Source organism: Paenibacillus glucanolyticus NBRC 15330, from assembly GCF_004000885.1.
Lineage (GTDB): Bacteria > Bacillota > Bacilli > Paenibacillales > Paenibacillaceae > Paenibacillus_AQ > Paenibacillus_AQ glucanolyticus.
This window is the reverse complement of the sequence record NZ_BIMC01000001.1, coordinates 25,305-50,736: the sequence shown is the minus strand read 5'-3', so window position 1 is coordinate 50,736 and position 25,432 is coordinate 25,305. Positions and strand designations below refer to the sequence as shown.

The following is a 25,432-nucleotide window of genomic DNA, read 5'->3' as shown; positions in this document are numbered from 1 at the left end:
TCAGAATTAATTCAGAATTCCCCTCGTTTTATCCCAAGATTTCCCCCTTAGAATAGAATCCATAACATGATTACGGGGGGATTTACACAATGACAAGGCTGATGGATTGGCTGCACGAGCAGGCTGTTTTTTTAAGCAGATTTCTTATATCGCCGGGGCAGATCGGAAGTGTAGCACCAAGCTCCAGAGAACTTGCAGAGACCATGGTGAAACCGGTAGCTTGGGAGCATATAAGGACCATTGCAGAGCTTGGCGCAGGTACAGGTGCGATTACAAGACACATACAATCCGCTGCCGGAGTGGATACAAAAGTGCTGTTATTTGAGAAAGACCCTTATCTTCGCCGTAAGCTGAAAGAGCGATATCCGCACTATTCCTGTTACACCGATGGCAGTCACCTTCGTCTATTCCTTAAACAGGAAGGCCTGGAGTCACTGGACTGCATCATCAGCGGACTTCCTTTTTTTAATTTTTCACAATACGTTCGGGACCGCATCATAACCGAAATTGTTGCAGCCTTGAACAAGGACGGGCTCTTTATTGCATTTCAATATTCACAACAGATGAAGAAGCAGCTCATGGAGCATTTTGACATCATCAACATTCATTTCGTTCCGAAGAACTTCCCTCCAGCCTTCGTTTACGTGTGTCGAAAAAAGTAAATTTGAGTGCTGAGGAGCCTCATCGTTGAATACTTTATTATTGCTTATCCGCTATGTTACTCTTTCATTAGATTGCGCCGACATTCAAGCTTGATCTTGGCCTGGGAGCCTACTAGCAAAGGAGAGCATGTCCTTGAAAAACATTAACGTTCTGATCGTCGATGATGATAAGGAAATCCGCGACGTCCTGCACGTCTATCTTCGCAATGAAGGCTATCACGTATTGGAGGCGGAAGATGGGCTTCATGCCCTCCAGCTTCTTCAACAACATGAAGTTCAGCTCATCATTCTCGACGTGATGCTGCCGAAACTGGATGGGATCGCGGCCTGTCTTCAAATACGTGAGCGATCAGCGATTCCCATCATTATGCTCTCGGCCAAAGTAGAATCTCTGGATAAGATTACGGGACTGTCAACCGGGGCGGACGATTATGTCACGAAGCCGTTCCATCCGGTGGAGCTTATGGCGAGGGTAAAGGCCCAGTTGCGGCGGCAAAATTTCCTGAGTCTTCGGGAAGAGGAACCTTCCGAAATTCATATCGGCGACCTGTCCATTCATAAAAAACAGCATCTGGTGAAGGTTCGCGGTGCTGCGGTTTCCCTGACACCTATTGAGTTTTCCATTCTTGAGCTTCTTGCGGCGAATCGCGGTCAGATTTTCAGCGTAGGCAAGATTCACGAGTGCGTTTGGAAAGAACAGACCCCCTTTTTCTCTGACAATACGGTGATGGTCCATATCCGTAATATCCGAGAAAAGATAGAGCTGGTCCCCCGCAAGCCGCAGTACATCAAAACCGTATGGGGAGTAGGGTATAAAATTGAAAAATAAACGGTATTCCTTGCTGACGGGCGCCGGCAGCTTACGGATGCGAATGCTCTGGTCTTTTGTCATCAGTATACTTGTGGGCTTGCTTGTCTCACTGGTAACGCCTAGGTTCACAGAAGTCTATTATGTGAATTTGCTGGTTGTGCTGGTGTCGTTCATCCTCCCCTTTTTCTTCACCTTCTTTTTCCTGACGCGTCATATCATCCGGTACGTGTCGGAAATGGCCTCTGGTCTTGACACTATCGCTCAAGGCCAGCTGGATTACCGAGTTATGGTAAAAAGAAAGGATGAACTGGGGGATATTGCGCTGAATATCAATGCCATGGCTGAAAAGCTCGAAACGCAGATTGGCCGGGAGCGACAGATGGAGAAAGCCAAGCTGGAACTGATCACGGGCGTATCTCATGACCTGCGCACCCCTCTCACAAGCATTATCGGCTATCTGGATTTATTGAAAGACAAGGCGTACCAGGACTTGAAGGAACATGACCGTTTTGTAAGCAATACCTACAACAAAGCGCTGCAGCTCAAGCAGCTCATCGATGACTTGTTTGCGTACACCCGGCTGGCTTCGAATGAAGTAAGCCCGGAGATGGAGAGGATTGATCTGAGGGAACTGTTGGTTCAACTCTTGGTTGAGCTTGAACCGATTGCCAAAGAAAACCAGCTTCGATTGGAGATGAACATCCATGAAGCCCCCCTTGTTCGCGAGGCAGATCCGGAGATGATCCGCAGAGCCATCGATAATCTGCTGATGAATGCACTGAAGTTCTCGGTGAGGCCCGGTGTTATTCGCATAACATTACTCCACAGCGATGATCATATGGAGCTCTCCATCGAAAATAAAGGAATGCCGATTACGAAAGAGCAGGCGTCCCGGCTATTCGACCGCTTTTACAAAGCTGACGATGCCCGTACCTTTCAGAGAATCCAGTCTGGTTCCGGTCTTGGGCTTTCCATAGCCCGCAGCATTATGGAGCTGCACAGCGGAGCGCTTCAATTTCATCATCAAGACGGACATTTTACGTTCAGCATAATACTTCCTTTATGAATGAATCCATCCCAAACGACCTCCAAGGCTCTTTTCAAGCGCAATGGACATGGATTAAAATGGTAGTAGCAGTACCTAATCCCAATGGAAAAGAGGTTTGTCCATGAAAAGAAGATTCGTTGTATTGCTTGCGGCCTTATTTGTCACCGTCTCTCTATCAGCCTATTCACCCACCGCTGTCTCTGCAGACGGAACAGAGTACACGGTATTCTCCGATCGCCAGACAGGTACGGTAAAACCTTGAGGACAAAGGATTCTGCTTGCCGCATCCCCTGCTTAAACAAATTCCTATCTTGACTCTATTAAATTCACGACAATATACCCATACGTAAAGTTACTCTAACAGAACAGGATGAGACGATATCGGCTCTTACTGCCCCAATCGTCTCATCCTGTTCCTTTTTCTATTTAAATATAAATTCAGCGGCTTGCAGCTTCTCGCTTATTGCCCAGCCAAATATTCATCCAACTGACGCTGGATTTCCGCTACGTAATCATCAATGCCTGCCGCCTTCAGTTTCTGGATGGCCTTCGGATATTCGGTCTCAAAATTTACAAAGCCGGAACGTATGGCAGCTAAATCCTTGCCTGCCACTTCCTTCAATGCCGTTTCGATTAACTTAACCTTCTCATTATTAAACCGGAAACCGAGTGAAGCCGATCGTACGGCCTGATCATCCCAGCTCTCATAAGTATCTATGGACTCTTGTGCTACATTCGGCCCGAACAATTGATAGTTCTGGTTTCTGAACATCCATTCATAGAAAAATTCGTTAGGAGTCAGCTTGTTGATTCTTCCGTCTACAATCTCGTAGTCCTTGCCTTCAACGCCATAGAGAGCAAACAGGTAATTTTCCTGGGATTTATAAAGCCAGTTGACAAACTTCATGGCCCCTTCCGGATTTGGAGCATTCACAGGGATACCTAGCACTTCTCCGCCTGTGGCCGTAATATAACGCGGCTTCTCCGCCGCTAACAGATAGGTTTTGACCTCAGCATCCGGTGCATTTGCCTTAATCGCATCAACAATCTCCATTTCCTTGCCCAAAGACCCTTCAACCCATAAGTACAAGCCGGTCTGCATCCGGGAGTCTCTTTCATTGTACTTAATGGTCAGATCCTCCGTATATAACCCCGCATCATACATGCCGCGGTTGAATTTCGCTACTTCCTGGAAAGCTTCCGTTTCATAGTAGCTATATGCTTTTTTGCTGTCTTCCCCAAACACAACCAGATCTTCTACAGCAATCCAGTTATATTGTTCTTCGGCAAAATACCGGGTTAACGGTTTAAAGATAATGTCAGCAGGCCCCTTCATATCAGGAAAATCCTTGGCCGCCCTTGTCGCAAACTCTTTCAAATCGTCGGCAGTCTTCAGATCCGTCATCCCCACGGCTTCGAGGATATCCTGACGCACGGCAACTAACTGATACATGGCAGAGGACGGCGCATAAGCTGAAGGAATACCGTAAATCTTCCCGTCGATGGTTGCGCCCTGAAGCTGCTCCTTCGGCAGGACTTTGAGCATATCCTGGCCATGTTCCTGAATCAAATCATCCAAAACCATGGCTTGTTTCTTGTTCACGATTGTTGAGAGGTCCGGGAGACCATCCCAATATAAATCAATCGGTTCGTTGGCAGCCAGCATGATATCTTTTTGTTCCCAATACTGCGCCCACGGCACAAATACAACTTCTACCTTCAAGCCAAGATCGGCAGCCATTTTCTCGGCAAATTCATTGTCCAGAAATTCGCTCATCCGATCGCTTCGATCTCCCGGGTACAGAATCGTAACCGTTTCCAGCGCAGCAGCTCCCCCTTCTTTTTTGCCGCTGCAGCCTGCCATAACGGAAACAGCCGCAATCAGTAACACCATAAAGATCAGCATTTTCTTTGTTCTCATGAAAGACCCTCCCTAATCAAATGGTTAATCTATGTTAAAAGCCTGTATCGGCCAGTAACCACTTAGGTGTCTATTCTTTGACCGCACCGGCCATAATTCCATGCACGAAGTATTTCTGAATGTACGGGTACAGGAAAATGATCGGCCCGATCGTAATGACCGTAATGGCCATCTTCACGGTCTCCGCAGGCAATGTGATGTTGCCGGAGGCCCCTGATGGAATGCGCCCGGAGCTTATCGCATTGACGTTGGACAGAATGTTGTAGAGATAATACTGCAGCGGGAACAAATCGCGTTCATTAATAAAAATCAGAGCATGCCACCAATCGTTCCAATATTGAAGCGCATACATTAAACCTACCGTCAACAGTGCCGTTTTGCTTAACGGGAGCGCTATTTTCACATAAATCGTAAAATAATTAGCGCCATCCATCTCCGCCGCCTCATATAGGGATGAAGAGATGCTTGCAAAATACGTCCGCATGAGGAACATGTTCCATACGCTAAAGATCGAAGGCAGGATCAAGGCCAGAATGCTGTTCTTCAGTCCGTAATAATTGACACTGACCATGTACCACGGAATCAAGCCGGCCGAGAAGATGATGGTGAAATTACTGATAAAAGCGAGTACATTGCGATATTTCAGCTTTTTGATCGATAGGGAAAATGCAATCATGCTGGTAATCAGCAAAGCCCCCATTGTACCCACAAAGGTTACAAATAAAGTCACGCCGTAGGACTTGAGTATTTTCGTTCCGCTATTAACGAAGATATATTTATACGTATCCAGGCTTGGGCTCAAGGGAAGAATCGAATATCCGTTTCTCGCCACGGCCTGTTCCGAAGAAAAGGACACGCTTAGGGTTAGAACAAGGGGATACAGACAAATGAGTGCAAATACGCCAATGAAACCATAGGCAACGCCGATCACCAATTTATCGCCTAGCAATCTGTTCTTTTCCTTCATTAAAATAGACCCTCTCCGTCATTTATTTTCTTAGCGGATTTGTTCGCAGCCGTAATCAGGATCAGTCCCATCAAGGACTGGAATAACCCGATGGCCGTCGAATAGGAAAAGCCAAGCGTACGCATCGACTGATACACATAGGTATCAATGACCGTTACTTCCTCAGCCAGGACCGGATTGTTGCCGACGATACCATAAATCATCCCAAAGTCGCCATAGAAGATTCGTCCGACACTCAGCAAGCTTAAGACGATAATGGTTGGTTTCAGCATGGGCACAGTCAAGAAAAGAATGCGCTGCAGTTTGTTCGCGCCATCAACTTTGGCTGCTTCATATAAACTCCCATCGAAATTGGACATCGCCGCCATATAGATAATGGAGCTGTACCCGCTCCACTTCCAGACGCTTGACAGAATGATGATCCATTTCCAATATTTAGGCTCCGAGTACCACCGAATGGGTTCTGCGCCAAAGAACTCCAAGACATGATTGGCAACGCCCACATCCGTGGAGAAAATGCCGTACAGGATCGCCCCAACGACGACCCAGGATATGAAGTACGGAAAAAACATCATGCTTTGAGCTATCTTTTTGTAGGTTTTATGCCGGATCTCATTAATCATGATGGCAATCGTAACAGGGATGATAATGCCTAGGATAAGACCGAAAAAGTTGATGTACAGTGTATTGTAAGTAACCTTCCACCCCATGCTGTTTGCCGAAAAAAAGTATTTGAAATTGTCCAGGCCCACAAACTTGCTGCCAAAGATGCCATCCACGACATTAAAATCGGTAAATGCCATCCATACTCCCGCAAAAGGGATGTAAGAGAACATGATCAGCACGATCAGAGCAGGCACGCACATGAGATACAGTATTCTGTTCTTCTTGATTTCATATAGAAAGCCCTTAACACCCGAACCCATTCCATCACTACCTTTGCATTGTGATTAAACGATTATGCTGTAATGCTGTGCTGCAGCTTCTCCTTCAGTTGATCCAGATCAATGACGGTGCCGGTGAGCCTTGCCTCTTCTGCTGCATAGGCCATCATGTGGCTTTCGACGGACATGTCGATGGAGGATCGGCTGCTGAAGCCGGCGTTCCCCAAATTATCCAGGAAATCGATCATCAGACCGGTATCGCCGCCATTATGTCCGCCGCTCATCATGGCTGGCCGAACGACGGTCTGCTCAACGGGTTCTGCCATATTGGAGTTAAAGCGGGTCACTTCGATGACGTTCAGGTTATCGTCCCCTCGAATTTCTCCATGCTCGCACATAATTTTAATCGTGCGGTACATCTTGTTGGTAAACGCGCTTAAATTAAATGTGGCCGTTACCCCGTTCTTGAACTCGATCAGTGTCACCTGATGATCACACACATCGTTGTCCGTCCGATATACACAGCGTCCGTAAGGACTCGTTGCCAATACGTTTAACAGCCCCTCTTCACTCTGATCGACCGATATGGCCGTTGCCGGCCACTGCCCTCTCATCGGCAGATAGGCCTTTCTGGCATCGAACCGGCAGTCTGCGGCCACCTTGCAGTCCAGGCATCGCTCGGCACTGCCGGCCGGCGCATTCTCTTCCTTAAAATAAGTCAGGTTGCCATAAGAAGAGATTCGTTTAGCCCCGCTGTCCACCAGCCAGGAAAGAATATCCATGTCATGGCAGGACTTCTGCATAATGATCGGACTCGCCAGATCACTTCTTCTCCAATTGCCTCTTACGAAGGAATGAGCCATATGGAAATTGCCAACGTTCTCGTTATGCTGAATCGTGATCACCTTGCCAAGCTCCTGGCTATCAATGATTCTCTTAATCTCGGCAAAAAAATGAGTGTAACGGAGCACATGACATACAATCACTTTGCGCCCTTTTTCATTGGCCTTCTGCTGGATTCTCAAGCATTCTTCAGGACTTGGGGAAATGGGCTTTTCAAGCAAAATGTCATATCCCAGATCGAGCGCCTGCATCGTCTGCTCATAATGGTCTCTATCCATGGAAGAGATAATGACGGCATCGCAAATTTTTCCGAGCCGGTAAAATGCATCTACGGATTCAAACTGTCGGTCCAGCGGGATCTGGAACTCATCCGCAGCAGCCTTTCTTCTGTCGTCATTTGGTTCGATCACCGCAACGATGTCTTCGCTTTGGTAAGCGTATCTTGTGTAAATCATGCCTCTTTGTCCTGCGCCGATTAATGCTAACTTCAAATCTATGACCTCCAGCGTTCTCGTATTTGTGCCAAACAAGCTATTCCTGCTCCGGAACTACAGGGTCTTCCAAGGGATAATATCCTTCCGGATAATACGTATCCCATATATTCGTCAGTGGATCTTCATGGGTGATTTCGACTTGTATTGAACCTGTCTCATAATATCCGTTCTGCTGCCGGTTTTGTATATTCAGCGCGACATAGGAACGGTCTTCGAAATAGAGGGCTATACTCAGCGTATAACTTCCCGGCGACATGTCCGGCAATGGAACCATCTCGTTATGGACATGGTCCCCGGTCAGCCATGTATGGGTAGCCGCGTGCAGCGGTAGTTCATAGGATACTTCTCCCTGCCTTAACTGAACGCAGATTTGAAAATCCCGATAAATCCTCGAACTGCCCGTGTTGGCAAACCAGAATCGCAGTGGCAGGCTCCCATGGCTGGACACGGTTTCCGGATAAGTCAGCCTGCGCAGAGCAAGATCATACCCAAGCCCTGCATTCACATTCGAGAGGCTTGCATGCCATCGCAATGCTTCCCGTCTGATATTCGGACCACACGCTAGATCAGTCACATGGAGGACAACCGGGTGGCTCTTCCATACATGCTGCAGCTTTTGCACGGCAAACGCCTCGCAGCATTCGATCCAATTCGCTTCGCTGCACCTCACCAGCAGGCCAAATCCACAACTGCGTTCCTTTACATATTGGATTAATCGATCATTCTGCAGCTCAGCCAGCATTGTCTGTGAGTCAAACGCCTCTATATAGGCGTTCCATTCTTCCTTGCTGTCAGACAGGGTGGATATCAGAACGGCTGTAAGGCGCCTGTCCGAGCCGATATAACTCCCGACTTTGCGGATCAAGGCCGCAAAGCAATCATCGGCATCATTCTTCACCCACACAGGCAAATCCGGCATCAGGACTAGAATTGGATTAAGGGCAGCACGCAGGGCTTCCTCTATCCCTTCGAGCCTAAATTCTCCTCTTGCCGGCTCCAACTCCCTCCATGACAATCGGACATATTGAAACTGTCCGTGGCCTGGATCGTGATTTTTATTCGGTAAGGGAACCGGCCGAATTTTTACGGTTTTATATTTTTCATAGTTTTCAAGCGAGTATGGAGTCATCCGATACTCCCCTTTATATGGCTGTCAACGGTTTGGAGGAATTCTTCAATGTCGGAGGCTTTGATGTAGGGATTAAGCCCAATCTTCTCGATTTCTTCGCTTAGCACCACCATGCTTAGTGTATTAAACCGGGCTCCCGTCTTCATGTATGCCGCCGCTGCTTTTTGCAGTGATGTAGTCCATTCCCCGGGATTTAGGACCGGATCAGCCTTCCAATCCCCAAAGACCTCATAACGCAGCATACCGTCTCCCTCCATCGTCGGATAATTATAAAATTGCCGTTGGATATGCACGATGTTGCTGCTCTCGTTGTCCAAAACAAGCCCTAACCGCGTATCATAAAGCCAGCTTGCACTCCAGAAGCCTCTAATGGCTAATTCCGGAAAATATTGATCATAGAATGCTATCGCCATTGCCATTGAATTCTTCAATCTGTCCGGTGTGTACCCGGGTCCGGCTGGAATGTGAAGCGCCAAGAGCATGTCTCCCTGCTCCAGAACAGGCACCCATTCCGCCTTTAAGATGGGAGTCGGTTCTCTTTCCACGAATCCCATGGGATTGATCCGGTTAGCTATAACAAAAATGTCATTCTCCTGCCATTCCGTAGTGAAGCTGCCTTCAGGGTCGTAAACGTCATTGATTCCGTTCCTTTGTCCATCGCTGCGGAACTCTTCCCCCGCATGCGCAAGGGCGATCACTTCATGTGTCTCCACATGACGAAACATCGTGAAAGAATCCCCGAATCGGTAGGGAATAAAGTAAAACCGATCTAACAGAAAGATGGAACAGGTATAGAAATTCATCACCCACGGAAAATCATGTACCTTCGCATCACCATGCAAAACCAGTTTCTCTAACTGAACTTTCAGCGGTTGATGAGGAATCTGCTCGTAATACGCTTTGGGCACGGAGCGCTCCTGCAGCCTTTGCATGGAAGGGTTAACGCAAGCCAGCAGCAATAAAAATGAATACAACTCCCCGTATTCCTTCATGCATCCAGGCGTCATGTTCGTATAATGGGTTTCATCGCATCGATTTCGCGCAGAGCACATATCATCTACTAAGAATTTGGTGAAGTGAAACAACACGGCATCTTGTTCGATCGCCTCAATCCCATGAATGAGCCATTGCTGTGTATGTTCTGGAATTTGATACAGATCGAAGAGTTCGTGCAGAAACTCGCGCGGAATGAGAAACGGATTACGATTCGGTTCATAGCGGTTATATTTTGCTTCCAATCCATCCGGCAGATCATCAAAATTGCAGCTTGCCGTACATTCGTTATAACTCAACACATTCAGCATTTCGCTTCTTTCCCCCGTTCAATGAATAGTTTGCCCATCGGGTAATAGCCGTCCTGGTTTCCCTCGATCGCAAGCTGGATATTGCCGATTTCGGCTACCCCGGTTTCGATGCCAACCTCCAAGCTGTACTCTCCTTCCGGCATATCCTCCGGTAAAGTAAAACTTTCTTCCCAAGCAATATCCACATCAGGCAGCCAATCCCGAATGTCTTCCCTACTTCGAAGGGTATACGTCTGACTATTGCCTGTAAGCCTTACCACAAGTGAATAATGATTGTAGATCGGAGCGACTCCCACATTCGCCCACAGAGCAGCAATACCGAGCTCTGCGCCCGCACTCACTTCCGAGTCGTATGTGAATTTCCTCAGTTCAAAGCGGTATCCCATCTTGTTCAGCCATGCCTTGATGTTCTCTTTCCACGGCTCCGGAACGACCGTTCCTTTATTGTTAAATGAAGAGATATGCCACTTCAGCGTTTCTTGAATGATATAATCAATATCCCAGCCCTGCAGATACCAATCATTCATGTGCCAACAGGCTTCAAATAAAATCGGCGCCTTCTCCCAGGCATCGGCCATCTGAAAATTCTGTATATTTTGAGGATAGAAGTCCGTCATATGGGACCATTGGTCGCCATGGAACCCGCCCATATCGCCCAAGCAATCAACACGAAAGCCTACTTTAGCTTTACGTTCCTTTATGATCCGGATTGACAACGGGTCATGCAGGAGTGCCTGGAGAGGCGTTATTTTAAAACCGTCCAGATAGGCATCCGTTATGCGCGAAATGGCCTCCGGCTTCAAAAACTCGGTTCCTCCGCCTTCTCCCCATGCCCCTACAATCGTCATATCCACCGAACTTATGACCGGATGCCCGTCAAACCGTGCCGCGAACGCCTTGATAAAATCAGACCAATAAGCTATGTATGGGGTCGTCTGTGGATCTACTCTCCAGAATGGAAATTCGGGTTCCTCCGGATATTCCGCCCGAAACCATGCCGGAATATCTTCTTCGTCACTTAACGCGTATGGCGAACAACGAACGACGGCGGTACAGCCCATCGATTTGGCGTAGTCCAGCTTCTCCTCCAGCACTTCCCAATGAAAAACCCCTTTGCTGATTTCCAGGTCCCTCCAGCGTGCACTGCAGAAATACACTTTGCTGTCGGGATGATTGAAGGTTCTGCCGTTTTCGGTGAACTTATATTTGCTATGTTCTTCGCCCCGATTATCATAGATTCGGTCCGGCTCCCCCATTAACCCCGGTGCCGCTGTAAAACCGATGCCTGGATTGCTTAAGATGTCATCGGATATCACCGGATAAACCGTCACTGCTCTGTTCACGTGCATCACCTCCCCACCATGTGCTAAACGAATTTGCATTTTGTTACGTTATTTGTTACGTTATTGTTGCGATTTTTATCATTTTGTTTAGTAATCTTATGTTATATCACCCACCCCTAACCTTGCAATATAAATTTACGTTTTTTTAAAATTTCATGTAACATAGCGCGGCACAGATGTGTTATGATGAGTTATAAATAGCAGACATTCTCAAAATTAATCAACGTAACAATATTACGTAACAAATATCCTGATTTGAGTAATCATTGTCTGGAATGTAACATTCCTATAAACTCTAAATGGTGATCATTAGTAACTTTAAAAGGAGAATGTGTTTATTTATGAGTACGATTCGGGATGTCGCTAAATTAGCCAAGGTATCCACTGCCACCGTATCCAGAGTTCTAAACAATGATACGAAATATAAAATCACCGACGAAACCCGAGAAAGGGTATGGCAAGCCGTTACTCAGCTCAACTATAAAATCAGCGCAAGCCCCAAGCGAAAGGTTACCCCCAAGGATGATGCCGAGAGCAAGTCCCATATCAAAATCGGATGCATCCTGAGCGTGACAAAAGATAAATATAACGACCCTTATTTCATGTCGATTCTATCGGGTGTGGAAGAGCGGTTGCTCAGTGCAGGATATAACATTGCCTTTATTCGCACAGGAATAGAGCTGAATGATAATAAGGTTCTATTCAACACCTTCAGTGAACCGATTACCGGCCTTATCCTTATGGAATCCTTGAACAGCGAGACTTACGAGTATATACGCAAGCAGGTCCCCTATATCGTGGGCATTGACACGGAACGCGGAGATATCGACAATGTGGGCTATGATCATTACCATGTAGCTTCTATGGCAGTAAACCATCTCATTGAGAAGGGACATACCCGTATTGGTTATATCGGGGGAAGCGGATTAACAAGCAACTTAAAAGACAGCCGCCGCTATCGAGGTTACTATTCCACCATGCATGCTGCCGGATTGTCAGTAAATTCAGATTGGGTTATTGATTGCATGTGGGATGAAGCGGTCTGTATCGAGAAAGTCAATCATTTATGCAAAACCAGGAATTACCCTACCGCCTTCTTCGCCGCCAGCGATCTGATGGCGATGGCGGCCCTCAATGGCTTGTACAACAACGGCATCTCTGTTCCTCATGAAGTGGCTGTTATAGGACTTTCCAATATCGAGGTTTCCAAGTATTCCAATCCTCCGCTATCCACGATCGATATCCCAACCAAAGAAATTGGTATGGTCGCTGTCGATAACTTACTAGACCGAATCAACGGAAACGTTCTCCTGCCTAAGAAGGTTATTCTGCCCAACCGCTTGGTCGTACGCAGCTCTACTTAGGTATGGGGCGACACACGTACAGGTTTAACAACCTGCGCCAAATCAAGGATCAAGCACCCTGACACGGTGCTCTTTTTTTCATAGTACATGAACATTCTGCTTATGAAAGGGGGTGAGCGCTTCGAATCCAATAGACTGATTTTCCAAGCTGGAAGAATGCTGGATATGCGGCTGTACAGGCAACCCATCATATTGTAAGGAGGTTCTTGATGAAAACACGCGGTAATTCAATGAAATTGACATTTATTCTTGTTACGATGACGGCTATTCTTCTTACCTTGTTCCCTGTTTCACCCTTTATTTCGAATGCGGAAGCTGCATCTATCGTCGTAGACGGTGACTCAAGCGATTGGGCAGGTATTCCGGCAATCTCCACCAATTCCGGGACAGCCAGAGTCTTAAAGGCTTCCCACGATGACGTGAACCTTTATTTACTTGTCGAAGGCTCAGGTCTCAGCACCACCATGGGGAGTTTCTGGCTAAATACAGACGGGAATGCTTCCACTGGTTATCAAGCCTACGGTTGGGGCACAACCGGGATTGAATGGCTGCTTGAGAATCAATCGCTATACCGTTATTCAGGTGACGGAAGCAGCTGGAATTGGGATTGGTCATCCACGCTGTCTTCTTCGCAATATGTACGGACCTCATCAACAATCGAGGCAGCCATTCCACTCTCCACGCTTGGACTCACAGTAGGCAGTACCGTAAATATCGGGTATCTCGACAACAATTCGAATGTGAATCGGCTGCCGGCGCAGAACCAATCACTCCCCGTCTATACCATTAATGAGAGAAGTCCCGGAGGAAATATGATCGAATTTTATCCGCCTGAGCTGAATGATCCGCTTAACAACCCGTTCAAGGGCTGGGCTCCTTCAGCGAAATCCACCAGCTATCCCCAGGACCACCGTCTGGTTTATGTCGGTGTCACCTGGAAGGAGCTGGAGCCGACCAAAGGCAGCTATGATTTCGATGCCATCGAAGCGGCCAATCATTTCAGCTATTGGCAAAGCCGCGGCGTCAAGGTCGTGCTGCGCTTTATTCTCGATAGTCCTACCGGCGTGCCTCACCGGGATATTCCCGATTGGCTGTATAACGATATGGTCAGTCTGGGACAGTCGCCCGGCACCGCTTATCAAGATGCAACCGGAGGTATGGGAGCTGGCAACAATACGGGCTTCTCCCCGAATTACAGCTCTGACTATCTGATTGCGAGACACAAACTTGCCATTGAGGCCATTGCTGCACATTACAACACGCCTGACAGCCCGATTGCGTTTGTGCAGATCGGTTCGCTGGGCCATTGGGCAGAATTTCACACTTGGCCCTACGTAGGGCCGAACGGGGAAAGCAACTACACAGGCGCATTCCCTCCAAACTCCATATCCAACCAGTACATTCAACACTATATTGATGCCTTTGCCGCTCAGGAGGATCATACGCAGTTATTGATCAGACGGAGCGTGGAATTGGCCAAGAATAATAACAAAGGCCTCATTCTCGGCATGTACAACGATGTGTTCGGCGATCAGCCGAGCTTCGATTCCGAATGGGGCTGGTATACGGGCACACAGAACGGATATTGGGACGATATCGGTCAGCAGCAGCCCAATCACGCCAACTTCTGGGACACCCGTGTTTCTGGCGGTGAATTTTACGGTGGTGCCAATGGCATGAATGCTGCACTTACGACAGGCAGCGGCTTTAATGAGACGCTCCGGCAAACGGAGCTCAGCAAACCGAGCTGGCTGGGACCGAATGCTCCAGCTTCCTTGTCCCTGGGCAATCCATTGCAAGGCAATATGAACATACTTAAGAAACGAATGGGTTATCACTTTGTTGTGAACAAAGCAGCGTACCCGCAAGCGAATAACGGAAGCACACTGGATGTATCCATCCACGTAGAGAACAAGGGCGTTCAGCACTTCCCGTTCAACTGGCCTGTTGAAATTCAGCTTCGCAGTGGGGGCACCATCGTGGCACGTCAATCCACGTCAGCGGACTTGAGAACCTGGAGAACGGGAATGCACACAGTCTCAGGCTCAATCTCTACCAGCACACTGCCAAGCGGCACCTATGAACTGGCCATCGCCATCCTGGACCCTTCAACCAACCGTCCGGGGGTTGATTTTGCGAACACCGACAGGCTTGCTGATGGAGCTTATAAGCTCGGTACATGGACCAAATAATAACGCTATAATGCAACGAGCAGCAGACCTGCCACCCGTTAGAGACGGGCAGGTCTGCTGCTCTTCTATGATCACTATTTTTCACTATAGCCCAGACGTCTTGCCGGGTATTGGGCTTCTTACATCGGACATCCAAACTACTCTATTTTCGCCAAAAAGTAGAACAGTCTGCCTTATCTTCTATATTGTACTCGATCATCTTCTCAAGTAACGAATAGTCCACCGGGCCGTCCCATCGGATACGGACCAGTTCCTTCGTGTGGTCATAACCTGCCTGCACTATGTCCTCCGAGAAACGGACAATCCCTGCCTTTTCAGGGGCAACGGCCATATGTTGCTTGGATGCGCTGAAGCCGATAATAAAGGTATCGTGATCGGTAAACATCGGCTGGTTCCACGCGATTTTCGGCTTTAAATTCGGAAACTTCCCAACAATCCAGGCGAAGATTTCCTCCATTCGCGCTCGATGGTCCGGGTTGTCGATGCCCTTCAAATAATCTGCAAAAACGTCCATGTGGCTTCCCTCCTAAAATCCAAACGATATTTTCATCGTATTGCGTACATTATACTATATTCCCCGCTTCTTCTGATCACAATGCATAGCCCCCCTTATATAAGGGAGAGGGCGTGGCCATATTGATATATAGAGACAGAAACTGTACAATCCATTAAAAATCATTACAATTAAGCCATATAGAACGTTGATGCGAGATAAATGAAGGAGTGCTTCTTAATGACGAATACTAATCCTAAGGTGGATGGATATCTGCGTAAAATCAAGAAATGGAAGGCAGAATCCGAGAAGCTGAGGGAGATTATTCTGGACTGTCAGCTGACCGAAGACTTTAAGTGGATGCATCCTTGTTACACGTTTCAGAACAAGAACATCATATTGATCCATGGCTTCAAGGAATATTGTGCGGTTCTGTTTATCAAAGGTGCTTTGTTAAAGGATCCACACGGCATTCTTATTCAACAGACAGAAAACGTACAAGCAGGTCGTCAAATTCGGTTCACCCATGTTGAACAGATCATCGAAATGGAAACTGTCTTGGAAGCCTATATTCATGAAGCCATCGAAATTGAAAAAGCCGGCTTGACCGTGGATTTCAAAAAGAATGATGAGCTTGTCATTCCTGAAGAGCTTCAACATAAATTCGATGAAGTCCCAGGCCTGCAAACGGCTTTTGAAGCCTTGACCCCTGGTCGCAAGCGTGCTTACGTACATTATATTAATCAAGCCAAACAAGCCAAGACGCGGGAGTCAAGAGTCGAGAAACATGTGCAGAACATCCTTGATGGCAAAGGATTGAATGATTAGATTCCTATCACTAGAGTCAGATCCATTAAGAGAAGTTCATGTATTCTAATGGCTTAATATGCGCTTCCGCTTTATGAAGAAGAATGAAAAACGCTTTAGAATTCTCGTATTCTTTGGGCAGATCATTGATGAAGAGTTGAAGCTGCTGCTGCGTGAAGCTTAATTTTTCTTCGGAATCGGATCTGTCCCTTTTCATTAGCTGACTCCGTACAAGAGATTCATATGAATATCTTAATCTCAAAAATTGATCCTTCAGGGAAGCATATTCATTCCCGTGGGTCGTCTCATTCATCATCAGATTCAATCGATCATGAATGAACGCGATATTGGACAATACGTCAAACATAGCGATTGCGGTTGATTCAGGATCGGAGTCTGTATCGACCGCTTGATCCATGACTGTCTTCAATGTCATGACATTGGACATAAAACCGCTGTAGTATTTTGCATTCGTTTCTTGATTAACCCGGTTTGTCTTGTTGTTAATAAGTAAGACGATAGATATCAATACAAGGAATAAGAAAATGAGGATGGCTGCTTTTTTGTGTTTTACCATGATGTTGAATCCTCCCTGCTGCTGTTCTGCTCTTATCGTTATCGTACGAATACATTTTGAGTCATAACCTCTATCCTCTCATACAAAAAGCCTTCAAGATGCCTCTCTAGCTGTCCGTCTTACGAATCAACTCATCAATCCACAGCATTTCTCCCTTTACTTGGGATATGGAAACTTGCAGAACTTCATTTCTGTACCCATCGTCCACGTGTTTGCCTTCCCGTTTCTTAAGATCTTCCCAAAGCGCTTCCAGGTCTTTTTTTCTCATGTTTAATATTCGGAGTTGATTATCCCGAGAAATGCGCTGAAATAGCGACACTCGGATGAGAAATTCGATTTGATGCTTGGCGTCTTTCTCCGAAAATGCGTTGATAAGATCCGTAATTTTGGTTTTACCCGCCTCGGTTATTTCATAAACGAATTGATTGGGTTTACCATCCTGTTCGTTTATTTTTTTAGTAATCAAACCCTGTTCCGTAAATCGGCGCAAAGTGGGATATAACATATTGTGGTTAACATCTGTTAAATAACCCAAATCCCGTTGTATTTCCTTCTTGATCTCATATCCATGCTTAGGAGCCATTTCGATCTGGATCAATATAAGTAGTTCAATGTACATGTATTCTTACCTCTCCATTAGATTCAATGTTCTTTTTGTACGAATATAGTAAGCTTACAGCCTACGAATTCGTTCTTCAATCATAACTCGACAAATAAAGACGATTAGGGTCCTTTTGTCTTAGGCCATTAGCAAGATTCTCCCCTTGTTTATATATGTTAAAATAACATGTGTTAAATTAACTTTAGTAAAATTTAGCAGTTGGGAGGACAGATATGAATAATGAAATTATCTCTTTAGAGGAAATTACTCAATTTCAATCGCCAACCGAGGAATTCAACCCTTATGTGTGGTACAAACACAAACTGCAAAATGAACCGGTAAGCTATAATCAGGCAACCGATACCTGGAATGTCTTCCGTTACCAAGACGTCAAGCGAGTGCTTAGCGACTACGATCACTTCTCCAATGTGAGGATGCGCACAACCATCAGCGTAGGCGCAGATAATGATGAGGGTAAACATATGGGCAAGTTTAACCTGATGACAGATCCTCCGGAACACAGAAAAAGCCGCTCCCTGCTCTCTGCCGCATTTACTCCTCGCAGCTTGAAGCTGTGGGAGCCCCGGATTCAGGAGATCGTGAACGAACTTATCCATGAGATGGAAGAAGTCGAGGTCATTGATGTTGTTAAGGATTTTGCCAGCGCTCTGCCTACGATCGTGATCGCAGACTTGCTCGGCGTTCCTTCACAGGATAGACAATTGTTTCAACAATGGGTATACGATTTATTCCTTCCCATCCCCAAAGAAAATACAGAAAGCGTAAATGAGCTGAAACGCCGCGCAGCTAAAGAGTATTACAGTTATCTCTACCCTCATATCGTTCAGAAAAGAGCAAACCTATCAGACGATATTATTTCAGATTTGATTCAAGCCGAGGTGGATGGTGACCGATTGACCGATGACGAAATCGTAAGAACCACGATGTTTATCTTAGGTGCCGGTATTGAAACGACAAGCCATCTGTTAGCCAATACATTCTATGCATTCCTGTATGATAATAACCAAATCTATGCGGAAGTTCGAAATAACCGCGAGCTGCTCCCTAACACCATGGAGGAGATGCTCCGTTATCGGTTTAATATTGCCAAAATGGATCGGACCGTCAAACAGGACAATAACTTACTTGGGGTTGATTTGAAAAAAGGCGATGTGGTTGTTGCGTGGATGAGCGCTGCAAACATGGACGAGGAGGTATTTGATAACCCCTTCACATTGGATATTCATCGTCCCAACAACAAACAACATTTGACCTTTGGCAACGGACCCCATTTTTGCCTGGGTGCTCCGCTTGCCCGATTAGAGGCTAATACCGGGATTGGCCTCTTCATGGATAAATTCTCTCGGATTGAAGCTGTGCCAGGCTTTAAGCTTGAAGATAACTTGACTCCATCCGCAGCGGGACAAATGCTCTCCTCCCTGCCCGTTCGTGTATACCGATAGAGTCATTCAGTAAAAAGAAACACCTTACATCATAAAACGAGGCAGCCACCCAAGTGTAAGGGCGGCTGCCTCGTTTTAGTCATAAGCGTAAAATACTACCCACCTGTAAATGCAATCCGCACCAATTGTCTATCTGGAAATATCAACAGCTAATTTATAGTTTTTGCCTATTTGTAGTAGAATAATGAGAAGTGATGTCATATAAACAATCTTTTAAGGTACTCTATTAATTAGGAGGATCTTGAGTTTTAAAAGGTAGCGAATCTCTCGGTAAAGGATGCATTGCAATGAACAAAACGGATCGTTTATTAGCCATAGTGCTTGAGCTGCAGCGTAACGAAGTGTTACGTGCCGAGGATTTGGCCGCTATATTTGAAACAAGCGTGAGGACGATCTACAGGGATATTCAGGCTTTGAGTGAAGCTGGCGTATCCGTGATAGGGGCTCCAGGTCAGGGATACTCCTTAATGGAGGGGTATTTCCTGCCGCCTGTCAGTTTCACGGTGGAAGAAGCAGTGACGTTACTCATTGGGACAGATTTTATCGAGCAGTGGTTCGATACCCACTACAGCAGTAAGTCTCGCACTTCTAGAAAGAAGATTGAAGCCATTCTTCCGGAACCGATCCGCAGTGAGGCAACCCGGATTCGCAAGAGCTTTCGTTTGCTAGCAACCGCTGAAGATAAAACACGAATACAAGAGAAGACATACTTGGAAGTGATTCGCCGGACGATACTGGAGGAGAGGAAAATAAGTTTTCACTATTCCAAAAGAATCGCTGAAGCTAATGGGAACCGCCAAAGTGTTCGTACGGTTGCTCCTTATGGACTTGTGCTTCATCAAGGATCATGGGTACTCATTGCATGGTGTGAATTGCGTCAAGATATCCGTCATTTCCGGTTGTCCCGAATGACGGAGCTGATCGAACTGGATGATAGATTTATGCTGCCAGCAGATTTTCATTTAGATGTATACCAGCCTCCAGACGATCGTAATGTCAGAGTGCGCATCTGGGTCCAACCTGACATTGCCGATAAGGTAAGGGAATCGAACAACTACTATATAGACACCATAGAGGAACAAGCGGAAGGTTTGCTGGTGACCCTTCGCGTTCGGCAGCCAGAGGAATTGCTGCATTGGGTGCTTGGCTGGGGAGCCGGAGTGGTTGTGCTGGAGCCGGAATCCTTCCGACATCGGGTTAGAAACGAACTGGAAAAAACGTTAAAACGCTACTGACATAATGGTGTCAGTAGCGTTTTTGTATATTTAGATAAGAAGAAGACTAAAGGAGCTGATCCATGATGATTACAACAAAAGAAGCATTACAACGTTTTGAAGAAACTGCGACACATTATATTCACGAACTAGATCAATTCAATATAGAGCAGTTGAAGGAAGTGCCAAGTGACAACGAGTGGTCTATCGGACAGATGGTTCAACATCTCATCAGTTCGGCGCTTGATATGCAGCTTCGTAATCTGGATCAATGCTTGATGCCAAACCAAGATCCCTTGGTTCCTCGAACGGAAAAAACCGAGCTTGGTGCGGCTGTATTTGCTCAAGGAAGCTTCCCGCCCATTCGAATTCATGTTCCGCCTTCCCCACAATATACGCCGGAGCAGCCAGCAAACAAGGAGCAGCTCATTCAAGGGTTACACACGGTTATCCAGAGAATGAAGGAGATCGAACCGAGCCTTAAAAAAACGTCCAAAGAGAATACAATGCCCCATCCGTCATTCGGTGGACTGTGTGCGGAGGAATGGTTTTTGCTTGTTGAAATGCACTACCGGCATCATCTTCTTCAGCTGGACCGCTTAAAACAAGGATTGGTACGGGAAGCAACATAAACAAATATAAGCGACAAATGGCCCTCGCTTTTAACAAGATAGGGGCCATTTGTCGCTTACCTTTAGTCTATAACAGCCGGGATGATGTATTCCTTAATCAGTGCCCACCTGTCCCGGGGGTTCATGATGAACTCGGAGGCAATGGCTACGACCAGCTCCATTTCCGGAATACAGCAAATCACATTGCCGCCATCGCCTAACGCCAGGTTGGCACGTACGCCGTCTTCTTCGCGCAGCCACCATAAATAACCGTAGTTATGGGGATTCATCGTTGTAGATTCGTCAATCCAGGACCCCGATATGATCTGGCGGTTATCCCATAAGCCGCGGTTCAAATAGAGGAGACCCACTCGTGCCATATCGCGGGGACGAAGCGTAAGCCCCCATCCTCCCGTGGAATGACGATGGGGATCTTCAACCCATCCTTTCACGTTCTTCCCAAACAGATCCTCAAACCCGAATGATGTCATCCCGTAATCCGGAATTACGTTCATGCCGATAGGCTTAAACAATCTCTCGTTCGCATAAGCGCGAGCATTTTGTCCCGTACTGCGAGTAAGAATGGCTGACAGCAGATGCGCCCCAGCGGTTGAATACTTAAATGCACCAATATCTCCGCCCTTCCCCAGCATATCCAGCGTATACTTCACCCAGTCAGGCTGCATGCACAGCTTATCGAGGGGTTCATGCCAGTCCTCGAATGGATAAGGAGCCGTCATTGTCAGCAGATGGCGTATTGTGATTTCCTGCTTCTGCGGATCAATAGCATCAGGAGCATACTCAGGGAAAAAATCCAGCACCTTCTGGTTCACCGTTTGAATGCATCCTTCATCAATGGCTATACCAATAAGGGCAGACAATATGCTTTTTGTTACGGATGCGACATGAATCGCATCATCCGGGCCATAGCCATTGTAATATCGCTCATAAGCAATATGCCCATGCCTCACAACCACGATTCCGTTTATATTGCTGTACCCGGAATTAATGGCAGACTCAAGCTCTGACAGCTTCTCTCCATCCATTCCCAAAACTGCAGGATCCTCAGTTTGCCATTCTCCGGTTGGCCATTCATAATGCTGCATCATCAGCCCCTCCTTCTCTTCACTGGAAAATACACCTCGGTCACGCAGTCCTCAGAACCCGTGGCTCGTTTAGGGTCGGTTATATAAACTTCATATGGCGAATTCTCCAATTCGTATCCCTCGCGTTCAACCCATTCCATAAGGGTTGCATATACCGACGTCAGCTCCGAATATGAGCCCTTTAGGACAGACTTCGCACATAGACCTCCAGACAAATCTCGCGTCCCCTCTACCGTCTCCTCGATCGGGATGGCAAACTCGGTATCATTGCCGTCAGGCTTGTATTCAGAGCTGTGATAAATCGTCATGGGCGTACCCAGCAAGGTGAGTTTTTCAGTTGCAATCTGTTCGTACAAACTTCCGAAATACGTTCCATATCCTAGAGCGTAGTCATCACCTCTTATCATCTGACGCATACTAAGAATTCGGATGGACGGGGTTTCAACGAGTTCTACTTCAATGCTGTCGAGGTACGACATCAGGGGGACGCCTTTCTCTAAATTTGAGATATCAAGACTCATTAATTTCAAAGTGTGTTCTATAGCATTCAGCTTCTCCAGCATCTCCCTTCTCTTACGACATAGATCTGCACAGAGCAGTTCTTCAGATGGATCTTCTTCCCGTTCCAGAATAGCTTTAATTTCTTCCAGGGAGAAATGATAGGATTTCAAACGGTTGATAAAAAGCATCTTTTTGAGCTGACTGATGGAATAATACCTGTAACCGTTCTCCGGGTTAATCTCATCGGGAAGAATTAATCCGATCTCCGCATAATATCGAAGCGTTTTGGTAGATACTTCGCATATTTTCGAGAATTCTCCGATGGACAGCATGGGATCACCTCATTCTTTTTGTTGGTATACGGATGAACGCTTCAAGTCCGAATCTTTGTTCCATTACAATGTACACGTTGCCCTAAGGACAAAGTCAACGGTTCAGATCTGGCTGTGCTGAGATATTTACGAGAACGTTGATACTATGATCATTGTTCATGAAGCAGAAACTCCCGCCTTCCGGCTGATCGCCGTTGGACGGGAGTTCAATTACTTCAGATGGTTTGGCGGTGAATCATATAGCCCTGATGTGTCTTTAAACCATTTAAAGATGTGGGTTGCGCAAACCTTAAGCACCGCATACCCGGGAACGGCCAGAAGAATGCCGACGACACCAAACAGATTACCCGATGTGAGAATAACGAAGATAATCGTGATCGGGTGAATTTTAAGCGTTTTGCCCATAATCTGTGGTGAGATAAATTTGCCTTCAATTAACTGTACGATGGTCCAGACTGCCACCATCTTCAGCAGCATCACGGGAGAAGTAACCAGAGCCACAATCAGCGCTGGTGTAATCGCGATCGCTGGCCCCAGATAAGGTACGATACTCGTAAACGAGGCAATGATGGCTAATATAAGTGCATAGTCCAGACCAATGATCATGTAACCGATATAGAGCAGAATACCGATACAAAAGCTGACGATAATCTGTCCACGGATGAACGAGCTGATCTGGTGATTAATGTCTTGAAGTACGTGGAATATGCCGGAACGGCTCTTCGTTGGCAAGAAAGACAAAATCTTCTGCGGCAGCTTTTTGCCGTCTTTCAGCATATAAAACAGAACGAATGGCACCGTCACGATCGACAACACAATCTCGGTAAAAGCCCCCAGGAACCCGCCCACTCTGGCCCATGTATGGTTGAATATTTCCGTAGCTTTCTGAGTAAGGGTATTCCACCAATCCTGAGAGTTAATGCTCACTGCATCCTGAAGCTGACTAAACAACTGACTGCCTGTAAGCTCCTCGAATTGCAGCCTAACATTCTCGCTATATCTCGGGAAATTGTCAATCAGTCCCGTAATCTGATTGCGCAACACCGGAATGACCGCAAGCACGACCACCGTCAGTATACCCGCAATAGCCAAATACAGGATAAGTATGGACCATCCGCGTTTGATATTCCTCTTTTCCATGATATCCACAAGGGGATTAAGCAGATAATACAGTATTCCGGACAGTATGATCGGCAATACGATCGTCTTGATCAGCACGGCGAGCGGGTGCAGCACAAATGAAATCTTGCTCAGCACCAGTATGTTGACTCCCCCCAGAAGCAGAATGAGCAGCAGAAGTACAAACTTGTTGTTCAGAAAAAATCGCTTGAACCGATCCGGCCAAATGCGGGGTTGTTCCATATATGTCCTCCCTCACTTATGTAACGTTTAGTAAAATGTTGCGCCACTTCATACAGAAGAAATTCAGCAGCTGCTATTAAAACTAACGTTCGTTAACTTCATTCTTTTAACTATAATATTGAACCTGCTCCCATGTCCAGTTCACCAGGTTTAAGCTAGAAAAATGCATACAGTCCTTCTTCAAAGTACGTGTATTCCTGCTCATTTATTATCCTTTTTCCATATCCTTCAAAGAATGTATTCTTCTCGGATGGAGTTTCGATGGCGTCAGGCTTAGGGCGAAACCCTCTCCATTATACGGGCTGCTGTCGATTCCATGCGAGCAAAAAAGACATCCGATCCCGGATGTCTCTACTTTTTTGCAAACCAAATGAGCACTCATTCGTTATTTCAATATGAAATTTCCGGACCCTGTGCGAACCTTTAATATCACGCCGCCATTGCCGAACATTCCCTTTAATCGGTTCTCGTCTTGGTCATTACCCTCATAACGGATTCCGTCCCACTTCAAATCCCAATTGCCGGAGCTTCCTTCAAAATCAACTTCCAGCGAGGAAGGCTCTTTAGCGAGATCGATGGTCACACGGCCGCTGCCTGATCGAAGATCGGTTTCATGCATGATCCCGTCCGCTTCAAGAAGTATACTTCCGGATCCCGTTTTTCCTTGTATCGCTGATTCTCCGTCCTTCAGTTCGACCTTGCCGCTGCCACTCTGAAAGCTTAACTCCGAAGCCTCATAGCGTTCGGCCGATATATCGCCGGAGCTTGACTCCAACAGGATCGAATCAGCAGCAATCTCCTCGGCTTTAATGTCACCGCTGCCGGTGTGTACGACCCATTCGCCGCCCTTCACTTGCTGCACGTCGACATCACCGCTGCTTGCCTTGATCGTAACCGAATCTCCCTGCAATCGCGCGATTTCGATATCGCCGCTGCTGCTGTCAATCTCGGCGGATGCCCATTGTTTCTCCGGCAGCTCCACCGTCAGATCCAGATGCATGATCCGTACGCCCACGTCGATACCTTGGGGTACATCTATCCCAAGCTCCAGCGTATCACCGTTTGGTTCTGCCTTCAGCTTCACTTGATCCGCCCACTTTGGACTTACTTTTCCGTCTAGGCTAACCTTAATCTGATCGGTATTCCCTTGAACGAAATGGATATCACTGCTTCCTGTGTGAAGGTTCAAGTGACGGAAATCGTTCGCGTCGAAGGTCTGCCCTTCGCTGATTTCTTGAGTATCCAATGAAAAGCCGAAGTTGATACCCGAAAAGATTTTTATCGGGTTCATCGTAATAATCAGCAGCAGCACACCCACCGCAACGATCAACAAACCTGTTTTTTTCTGCATAACGTATCTCCAGTCCTTCCATCTTTACGATTCCACTTCCGCTGCAAATCCG

The 25,432-nt window shown here is 46.6% G+C and carries 24 protein-coding genes; 10 read left to right on the top strand and 14 right to left on the bottom strand.

The window, feature by feature from the left end; translation table 11 throughout:
- Window positions 1–89: 89 nt before the first annotated feature.
- From PGL02S_RS00245 to PGL02S_RS27975, 4 genes are all read left to right on the top strand, one after another.
- Window positions 90–662, top strand: coding sequence for a class I SAM-dependent methyltransferase (locus tag PGL02S_RS00245; protein ID WP_036639440.1), 573 nt, complete (start codon window positions 90–92; stop codon window positions 660–662).
- 133 nt (window positions 663–795) lie between these two features.
- Window positions 796–1,491 carry a response regulator transcription factor gene (locus PGL02S_RS00240; protein ID WP_409347450.1) on the top strand — a complete coding sequence of 232 codons (696 nt, stop codon included), beginning with the start codon at window positions 796–798 and terminating at the stop codon, window positions 1,489–1,491.
- Window positions 1,481–2,539, top strand: coding sequence for a sensor histidine kinase (locus tag PGL02S_RS00235; protein ID WP_081742758.1), 1,059 nt, complete (start codon window positions 1,481–1,483; stop codon window positions 2,537–2,539). The genes PGL02S_RS00240 and PGL02S_RS00235 overlap by 11 nt, the downstream gene beginning before the upstream one ends.
- A gap of 103 nt (window positions 2,540–2,642) precedes the next feature.
- Window positions 2,643–2,783, top strand: coding sequence for a hypothetical protein (locus PGL02S_RS27975; protein ID WP_155984598.1), 141 nt, complete (start codon window positions 2,643–2,645; stop codon window positions 2,781–2,783).
- A 198-nt stretch (window positions 2,784–2,981) separates the two neighbouring features.
- Here the strand turns inward: PGL02S_RS27975 and PGL02S_RS00230 are convergent, their stop codons facing one another.
- From PGL02S_RS00230 to PGL02S_RS00200, 7 genes are all read right to left on the bottom strand, one after another.
- A complete protein-coding gene (locus PGL02S_RS00230) occupies window positions 2,982–4,442 on the bottom strand; it encodes an ABC transporter substrate-binding protein (RefSeq protein WP_036639445.1) in 1,461 nt (486 codons plus the stop codon).
- A gap of 70 nt (window positions 4,443–4,512) precedes the next feature.
- On the bottom strand, window positions 4,513–5,409 hold the full coding sequence (locus PGL02S_RS00225; protein ID WP_006210124.1) for a carbohydrate ABC transporter permease: 897 nt from the start codon (window positions 5,407–5,409) through the stop codon (window positions 4,513–4,515).
- A complete protein-coding gene (locus tag PGL02S_RS00220; protein WP_006210123.1) occupies window positions 5,409–6,335 on the bottom strand; it encodes an ABC transporter permease in 927 nt (308 codons plus the stop codon). The genes PGL02S_RS00225 and PGL02S_RS00220 overlap by 1 nt, the downstream gene beginning before the upstream one ends.
- 32 nt (window positions 6,336–6,367) lie before the next feature.
- Complete coding sequence (locus PGL02S_RS00215; RefSeq protein WP_036639559.1) at window positions 6,368–7,627, bottom strand: Gfo/Idh/MocA family protein; 1,260 nt, start codon at window positions 7,625–7,627, stop codon at window positions 6,368–6,370.
- 40 nt (window positions 7,628–7,667) lie between these two features.
- On the bottom strand, window positions 7,668–8,759 hold the full coding sequence (locus PGL02S_RS00210) for a DUF4832 domain-containing protein (protein ID WP_036639448.1): 1,092 nt from the start codon (window positions 8,757–8,759) through the stop codon (window positions 7,668–7,670).
- The gene (locus PGL02S_RS00205) at window positions 8,756–10,063 is read right to left on the bottom strand and encodes an acyltransferase domain-containing protein (protein ID WP_036639449.1); all 1,308 of its coding nucleotides are present in this window, start codon (window positions 10,061–10,063) and stop codon (window positions 8,756–8,758) included. The genes PGL02S_RS00210 and PGL02S_RS00205 overlap by 4 nt, the downstream gene beginning before the upstream one ends.
- The gene (locus PGL02S_RS00200) at window positions 10,057–11,412 is read right to left on the bottom strand and encodes a DUF4832 domain-containing protein (protein WP_244892265.1); all 1,356 of its coding nucleotides are present in this window, start codon (window positions 11,410–11,412) and stop codon (window positions 10,057–10,059) included. Before PGL02S_RS00200 ends, PGL02S_RS00205 begins: the two co-directional genes overlap by 7 nt.
- A gap of 335 nt (window positions 11,413–11,747) precedes the next feature.
- Between PGL02S_RS00200 and PGL02S_RS00195 the strand changes: the two genes are divergently transcribed.
- The gene (locus PGL02S_RS00195) at window positions 11,748–12,770 is read left to right on the top strand and encodes a LacI family DNA-binding transcriptional regulator (protein ID WP_006210118.1); all 1,023 of its coding nucleotides are present in this window, start codon (window positions 11,748–11,750) and stop codon (window positions 12,768–12,770) included.
- Between the two features lie 209 nt (window positions 12,771–12,979).
- Window positions 12,980–14,962 (top strand): DUF4832 domain-containing protein, encoded by a 1,983-nt coding sequence (locus PGL02S_RS00190; RefSeq protein ID WP_036639452.1) that lies wholly within the window; start codon window positions 12,980–12,982, stop codon window positions 14,960–14,962.
- A gap of 142 nt (window positions 14,963–15,104) precedes the next feature.
- On the opposite strand, the gene PGL02S_RS00185 is transcribed toward PGL02S_RS00190, so the two are convergent.
- Complete coding sequence (locus PGL02S_RS00185; RefSeq protein ID WP_006210116.1) at window positions 15,105–15,476, bottom strand: iron chaperone; 372 nt, start codon at window positions 15,474–15,476, stop codon at window positions 15,105–15,107.
- Between the two features lie 219 nt (window positions 15,477–15,695).
- Between PGL02S_RS00185 and PGL02S_RS00180 the strand changes: the two genes are divergently transcribed.
- Window positions 15,696–16,283, top strand: coding sequence for a YdeI/OmpD-associated family protein (locus PGL02S_RS00180; RefSeq protein WP_036639454.1), 588 nt, complete (start codon window positions 15,696–15,698; stop codon window positions 16,281–16,283).
- A 25-nt stretch (window positions 16,284–16,308) separates the two neighbouring features.
- On the opposite strand, the gene PGL02S_RS00175 is transcribed toward PGL02S_RS00180, so the two are convergent.
- Window positions 16,309–16,839, bottom strand: coding sequence for a hypothetical protein (locus tag PGL02S_RS00175; RefSeq protein WP_036639455.1), 531 nt, complete (start codon window positions 16,837–16,839; stop codon window positions 16,309–16,311).
- 106 nt (window positions 16,840–16,945) lie between these two features.
- The gene (locus tag PGL02S_RS00170; RefSeq protein ID WP_006210113.1) at window positions 16,946–17,458 is read right to left on the bottom strand and encodes a PadR family transcriptional regulator; all 513 of its coding nucleotides are present in this window, start codon (window positions 17,456–17,458) and stop codon (window positions 16,946–16,948) included.
- Window positions 17,459–17,673: 215 nt separating this feature from the next.
- On the opposite strand from PGL02S_RS00170, the gene PGL02S_RS00165 reads away from it, so the two are divergent.
- The 3 genes from PGL02S_RS00165 (at window position 17,674) to PGL02S_RS00155 (ending at window position 20,749) form a co-directional block, all read left to right on the top strand.
- Window positions 17,674–18,903, top strand: a complete 1,230-nt coding sequence (locus PGL02S_RS00165) for a cytochrome P450 (protein ID WP_036639456.1) — start codon at window positions 17,674–17,676, stop codon at window positions 18,901–18,903.
- 287 nt (window positions 18,904–19,190) lie between these two features.
- On the top strand, window positions 19,191–20,138 hold the full coding sequence (locus PGL02S_RS00160; RefSeq protein ID WP_036639458.1) for a helix-turn-helix transcriptional regulator: 948 nt from the start codon (window positions 19,191–19,193) through the stop codon (window positions 20,136–20,138).
- A gap of 65 nt (window positions 20,139–20,203) precedes the next feature.
- Entirely contained in the window at window positions 20,204–20,749 is a 546-nt protein-coding gene (locus PGL02S_RS00155; RefSeq protein ID WP_081742760.1) for a DinB family protein, read from the top strand.
- Window positions 20,750–20,811: 62 nt separating this feature from the next.
- On the opposite strand, the gene PGL02S_RS00150 is transcribed toward PGL02S_RS00155, so the two are convergent.
- The 4 genes from PGL02S_RS00150 to PGL02S_RS00130 form a co-directional block, all read right to left on the bottom strand.
- Window positions 20,812–21,834, bottom strand: a complete 1,023-nt coding sequence (locus tag PGL02S_RS00150; RefSeq protein ID WP_036639460.1) for a serine hydrolase domain-containing protein — start codon at window positions 21,832–21,834, stop codon at window positions 20,812–20,814.
- Between the two features lie 2 nt (window positions 21,835–21,836).
- Window positions 21,837–22,667 carry a MerR family transcriptional regulator gene (locus PGL02S_RS00145; RefSeq protein ID WP_036639461.1) on the bottom strand — a complete coding sequence of 277 codons (831 nt, stop codon included), beginning with the start codon at window positions 22,665–22,667 and terminating at the stop codon, window positions 21,837–21,839.
- 210 nt (window positions 22,668–22,877) lie between these two features.
- Window positions 22,878–24,029: an AI-2E family transporter gene (locus PGL02S_RS00140; RefSeq protein ID WP_036639464.1), complete on the bottom strand. Its 1,152-nt coding sequence runs from the start codon at window positions 24,027–24,029 to the stop codon at window positions 22,878–22,880.
- Window positions 24,030–24,414: 385 nt separating this feature from the next.
- A complete protein-coding gene (locus tag PGL02S_RS00130; protein WP_036639466.1) occupies window positions 24,415–25,380 on the bottom strand; it encodes a DUF4097 family beta strand repeat-containing protein in 966 nt (321 codons plus the stop codon).
- Window positions 25,381–25,432 lie beyond the last annotated feature (52 nt).

What these genes read in the sequence shown, in the direction of transcription:
- PGL02S_RS00195 (WP_006210118.1), top strand. Translation starts at nt 11,748, where the DNA reads ATGAGTACGATTCGGGATGTCGCTAAATTAGCCAAGGTATCCACTGCC.
- PGL02S_RS00200 (WP_244892265.1), bottom strand. Translation starts at nt 11,412, where the DNA reads ATGCACGTGAACAGAGCAGTGACGGTTTATCCGGTGATATCCGATGAC.
- PGL02S_RS00185 (WP_006210116.1), bottom strand. Translation starts at nt 15,476, where the DNA reads ATGGACGTTTTTGCAGATTATTTGAAGGGCATCGACAACCCGGACCAT.
- PGL02S_RS00205 (WP_036639449.1), bottom strand. Translation starts at nt 10,063, where the DNA reads ATGCTGAATGTGTTGAGTTATAACGAATGTACGGCAAGCTGCAATTTT.
- PGL02S_RS00175 (WP_036639455.1), bottom strand. Translation starts at nt 16,839, where the DNA reads ATGGTAAAACACAAAAAAGCAGCCATCCTCATTTTCTTATTCCTTGTA.
- PGL02S_RS00225 (WP_006210124.1), bottom strand. Translation starts at nt 5,409, where the DNA reads ATGAAGGAAAAGAACAGATTGCTAGGCGATAAATTGGTGATCGGCGTT.
- PGL02S_RS00170 (WP_006210113.1), bottom strand. Translation starts at nt 17,458, where the DNA reads ATGTACATTGAACTACTTATATTGATCCAGATCGAAATGGCTCCTAAG.
- PGL02S_RS00245 (WP_036639440.1), top strand. Translation starts at nt 90, where the DNA reads ATGACAAGGCTGATGGATTGGCTGCACGAGCAGGCTGTTTTTTTAAGC.
- PGL02S_RS00220 (WP_006210123.1), bottom strand. Translation starts at nt 6,335, where the DNA reads ATGGGTTCGGGTGTTAAGGGCTTTCTATATGAAATCAAGAAGAACAGA.
- PGL02S_RS00130 (WP_036639466.1), bottom strand. Translation starts at nt 25,380, where the DNA reads ATGCAGAAAAAAACAGGTTTGTTGATCGTTGCGGTGGGTGTGCTGCTG.
- PGL02S_RS00150 (WP_036639460.1), bottom strand. Translation starts at nt 21,834, where the DNA reads ATGCAGCATTATGAATGGCCAACCGGAGAATGGCAAACTGAGGATCCT.
- PGL02S_RS27975 (WP_155984598.1), top strand. Translation starts at nt 2,643, where the DNA reads ATGAAAAGAAGATTCGTTGTATTGCTTGCGGCCTTATTTGTCACCGTC.
- PGL02S_RS00210 (WP_036639448.1), bottom strand. Translation starts at nt 8,759, where the DNA reads ATGACTCCATACTCGCTTGAAAACTATGAAAAATATAAAACCGTAAAA.
- PGL02S_RS00190 (WP_036639452.1), top strand. Translation starts at nt 12,980, where the DNA reads ATGAAAACACGCGGTAATTCAATGAAATTGACATTTATTCTTGTTACG.
- PGL02S_RS00160 (WP_036639458.1), top strand. Translation starts at nt 19,191, where the DNA reads ATGAACAAAACGGATCGTTTATTAGCCATAGTGCTTGAGCTGCAGCGT.
- PGL02S_RS00145 (WP_036639461.1), bottom strand. Translation starts at nt 22,667, where the DNA reads ATGCTGTCCATCGGAGAATTCTCGAAAATATGCGAAGTATCTACCAAA.
- PGL02S_RS00180 (WP_036639454.1), top strand. Translation starts at nt 15,696, where the DNA reads ATGACGAATACTAATCCTAAGGTGGATGGATATCTGCGTAAAATCAAG.
- PGL02S_RS00230 (WP_036639445.1), bottom strand. Translation starts at nt 4,442, where the DNA reads ATGAGAACAAAGAAAATGCTGATCTTTATGGTGTTACTGATTGCGGCT.
- PGL02S_RS00155 (WP_081742760.1), top strand. Translation starts at nt 20,204, where the DNA reads ATGATTACAACAAAAGAAGCATTACAACGTTTTGAAGAAACTGCGACA.
- PGL02S_RS00165 (WP_036639456.1), top strand. Translation starts at nt 17,674, where the DNA reads ATGAATAATGAAATTATCTCTTTAGAGGAAATTACTCAATTTCAATCG.
- PGL02S_RS00140 (WP_036639464.1), bottom strand. Translation starts at nt 24,029, where the DNA reads ATGGAACAACCCCGCATTTGGCCGGATCGGTTCAAGCGATTTTTTCTG.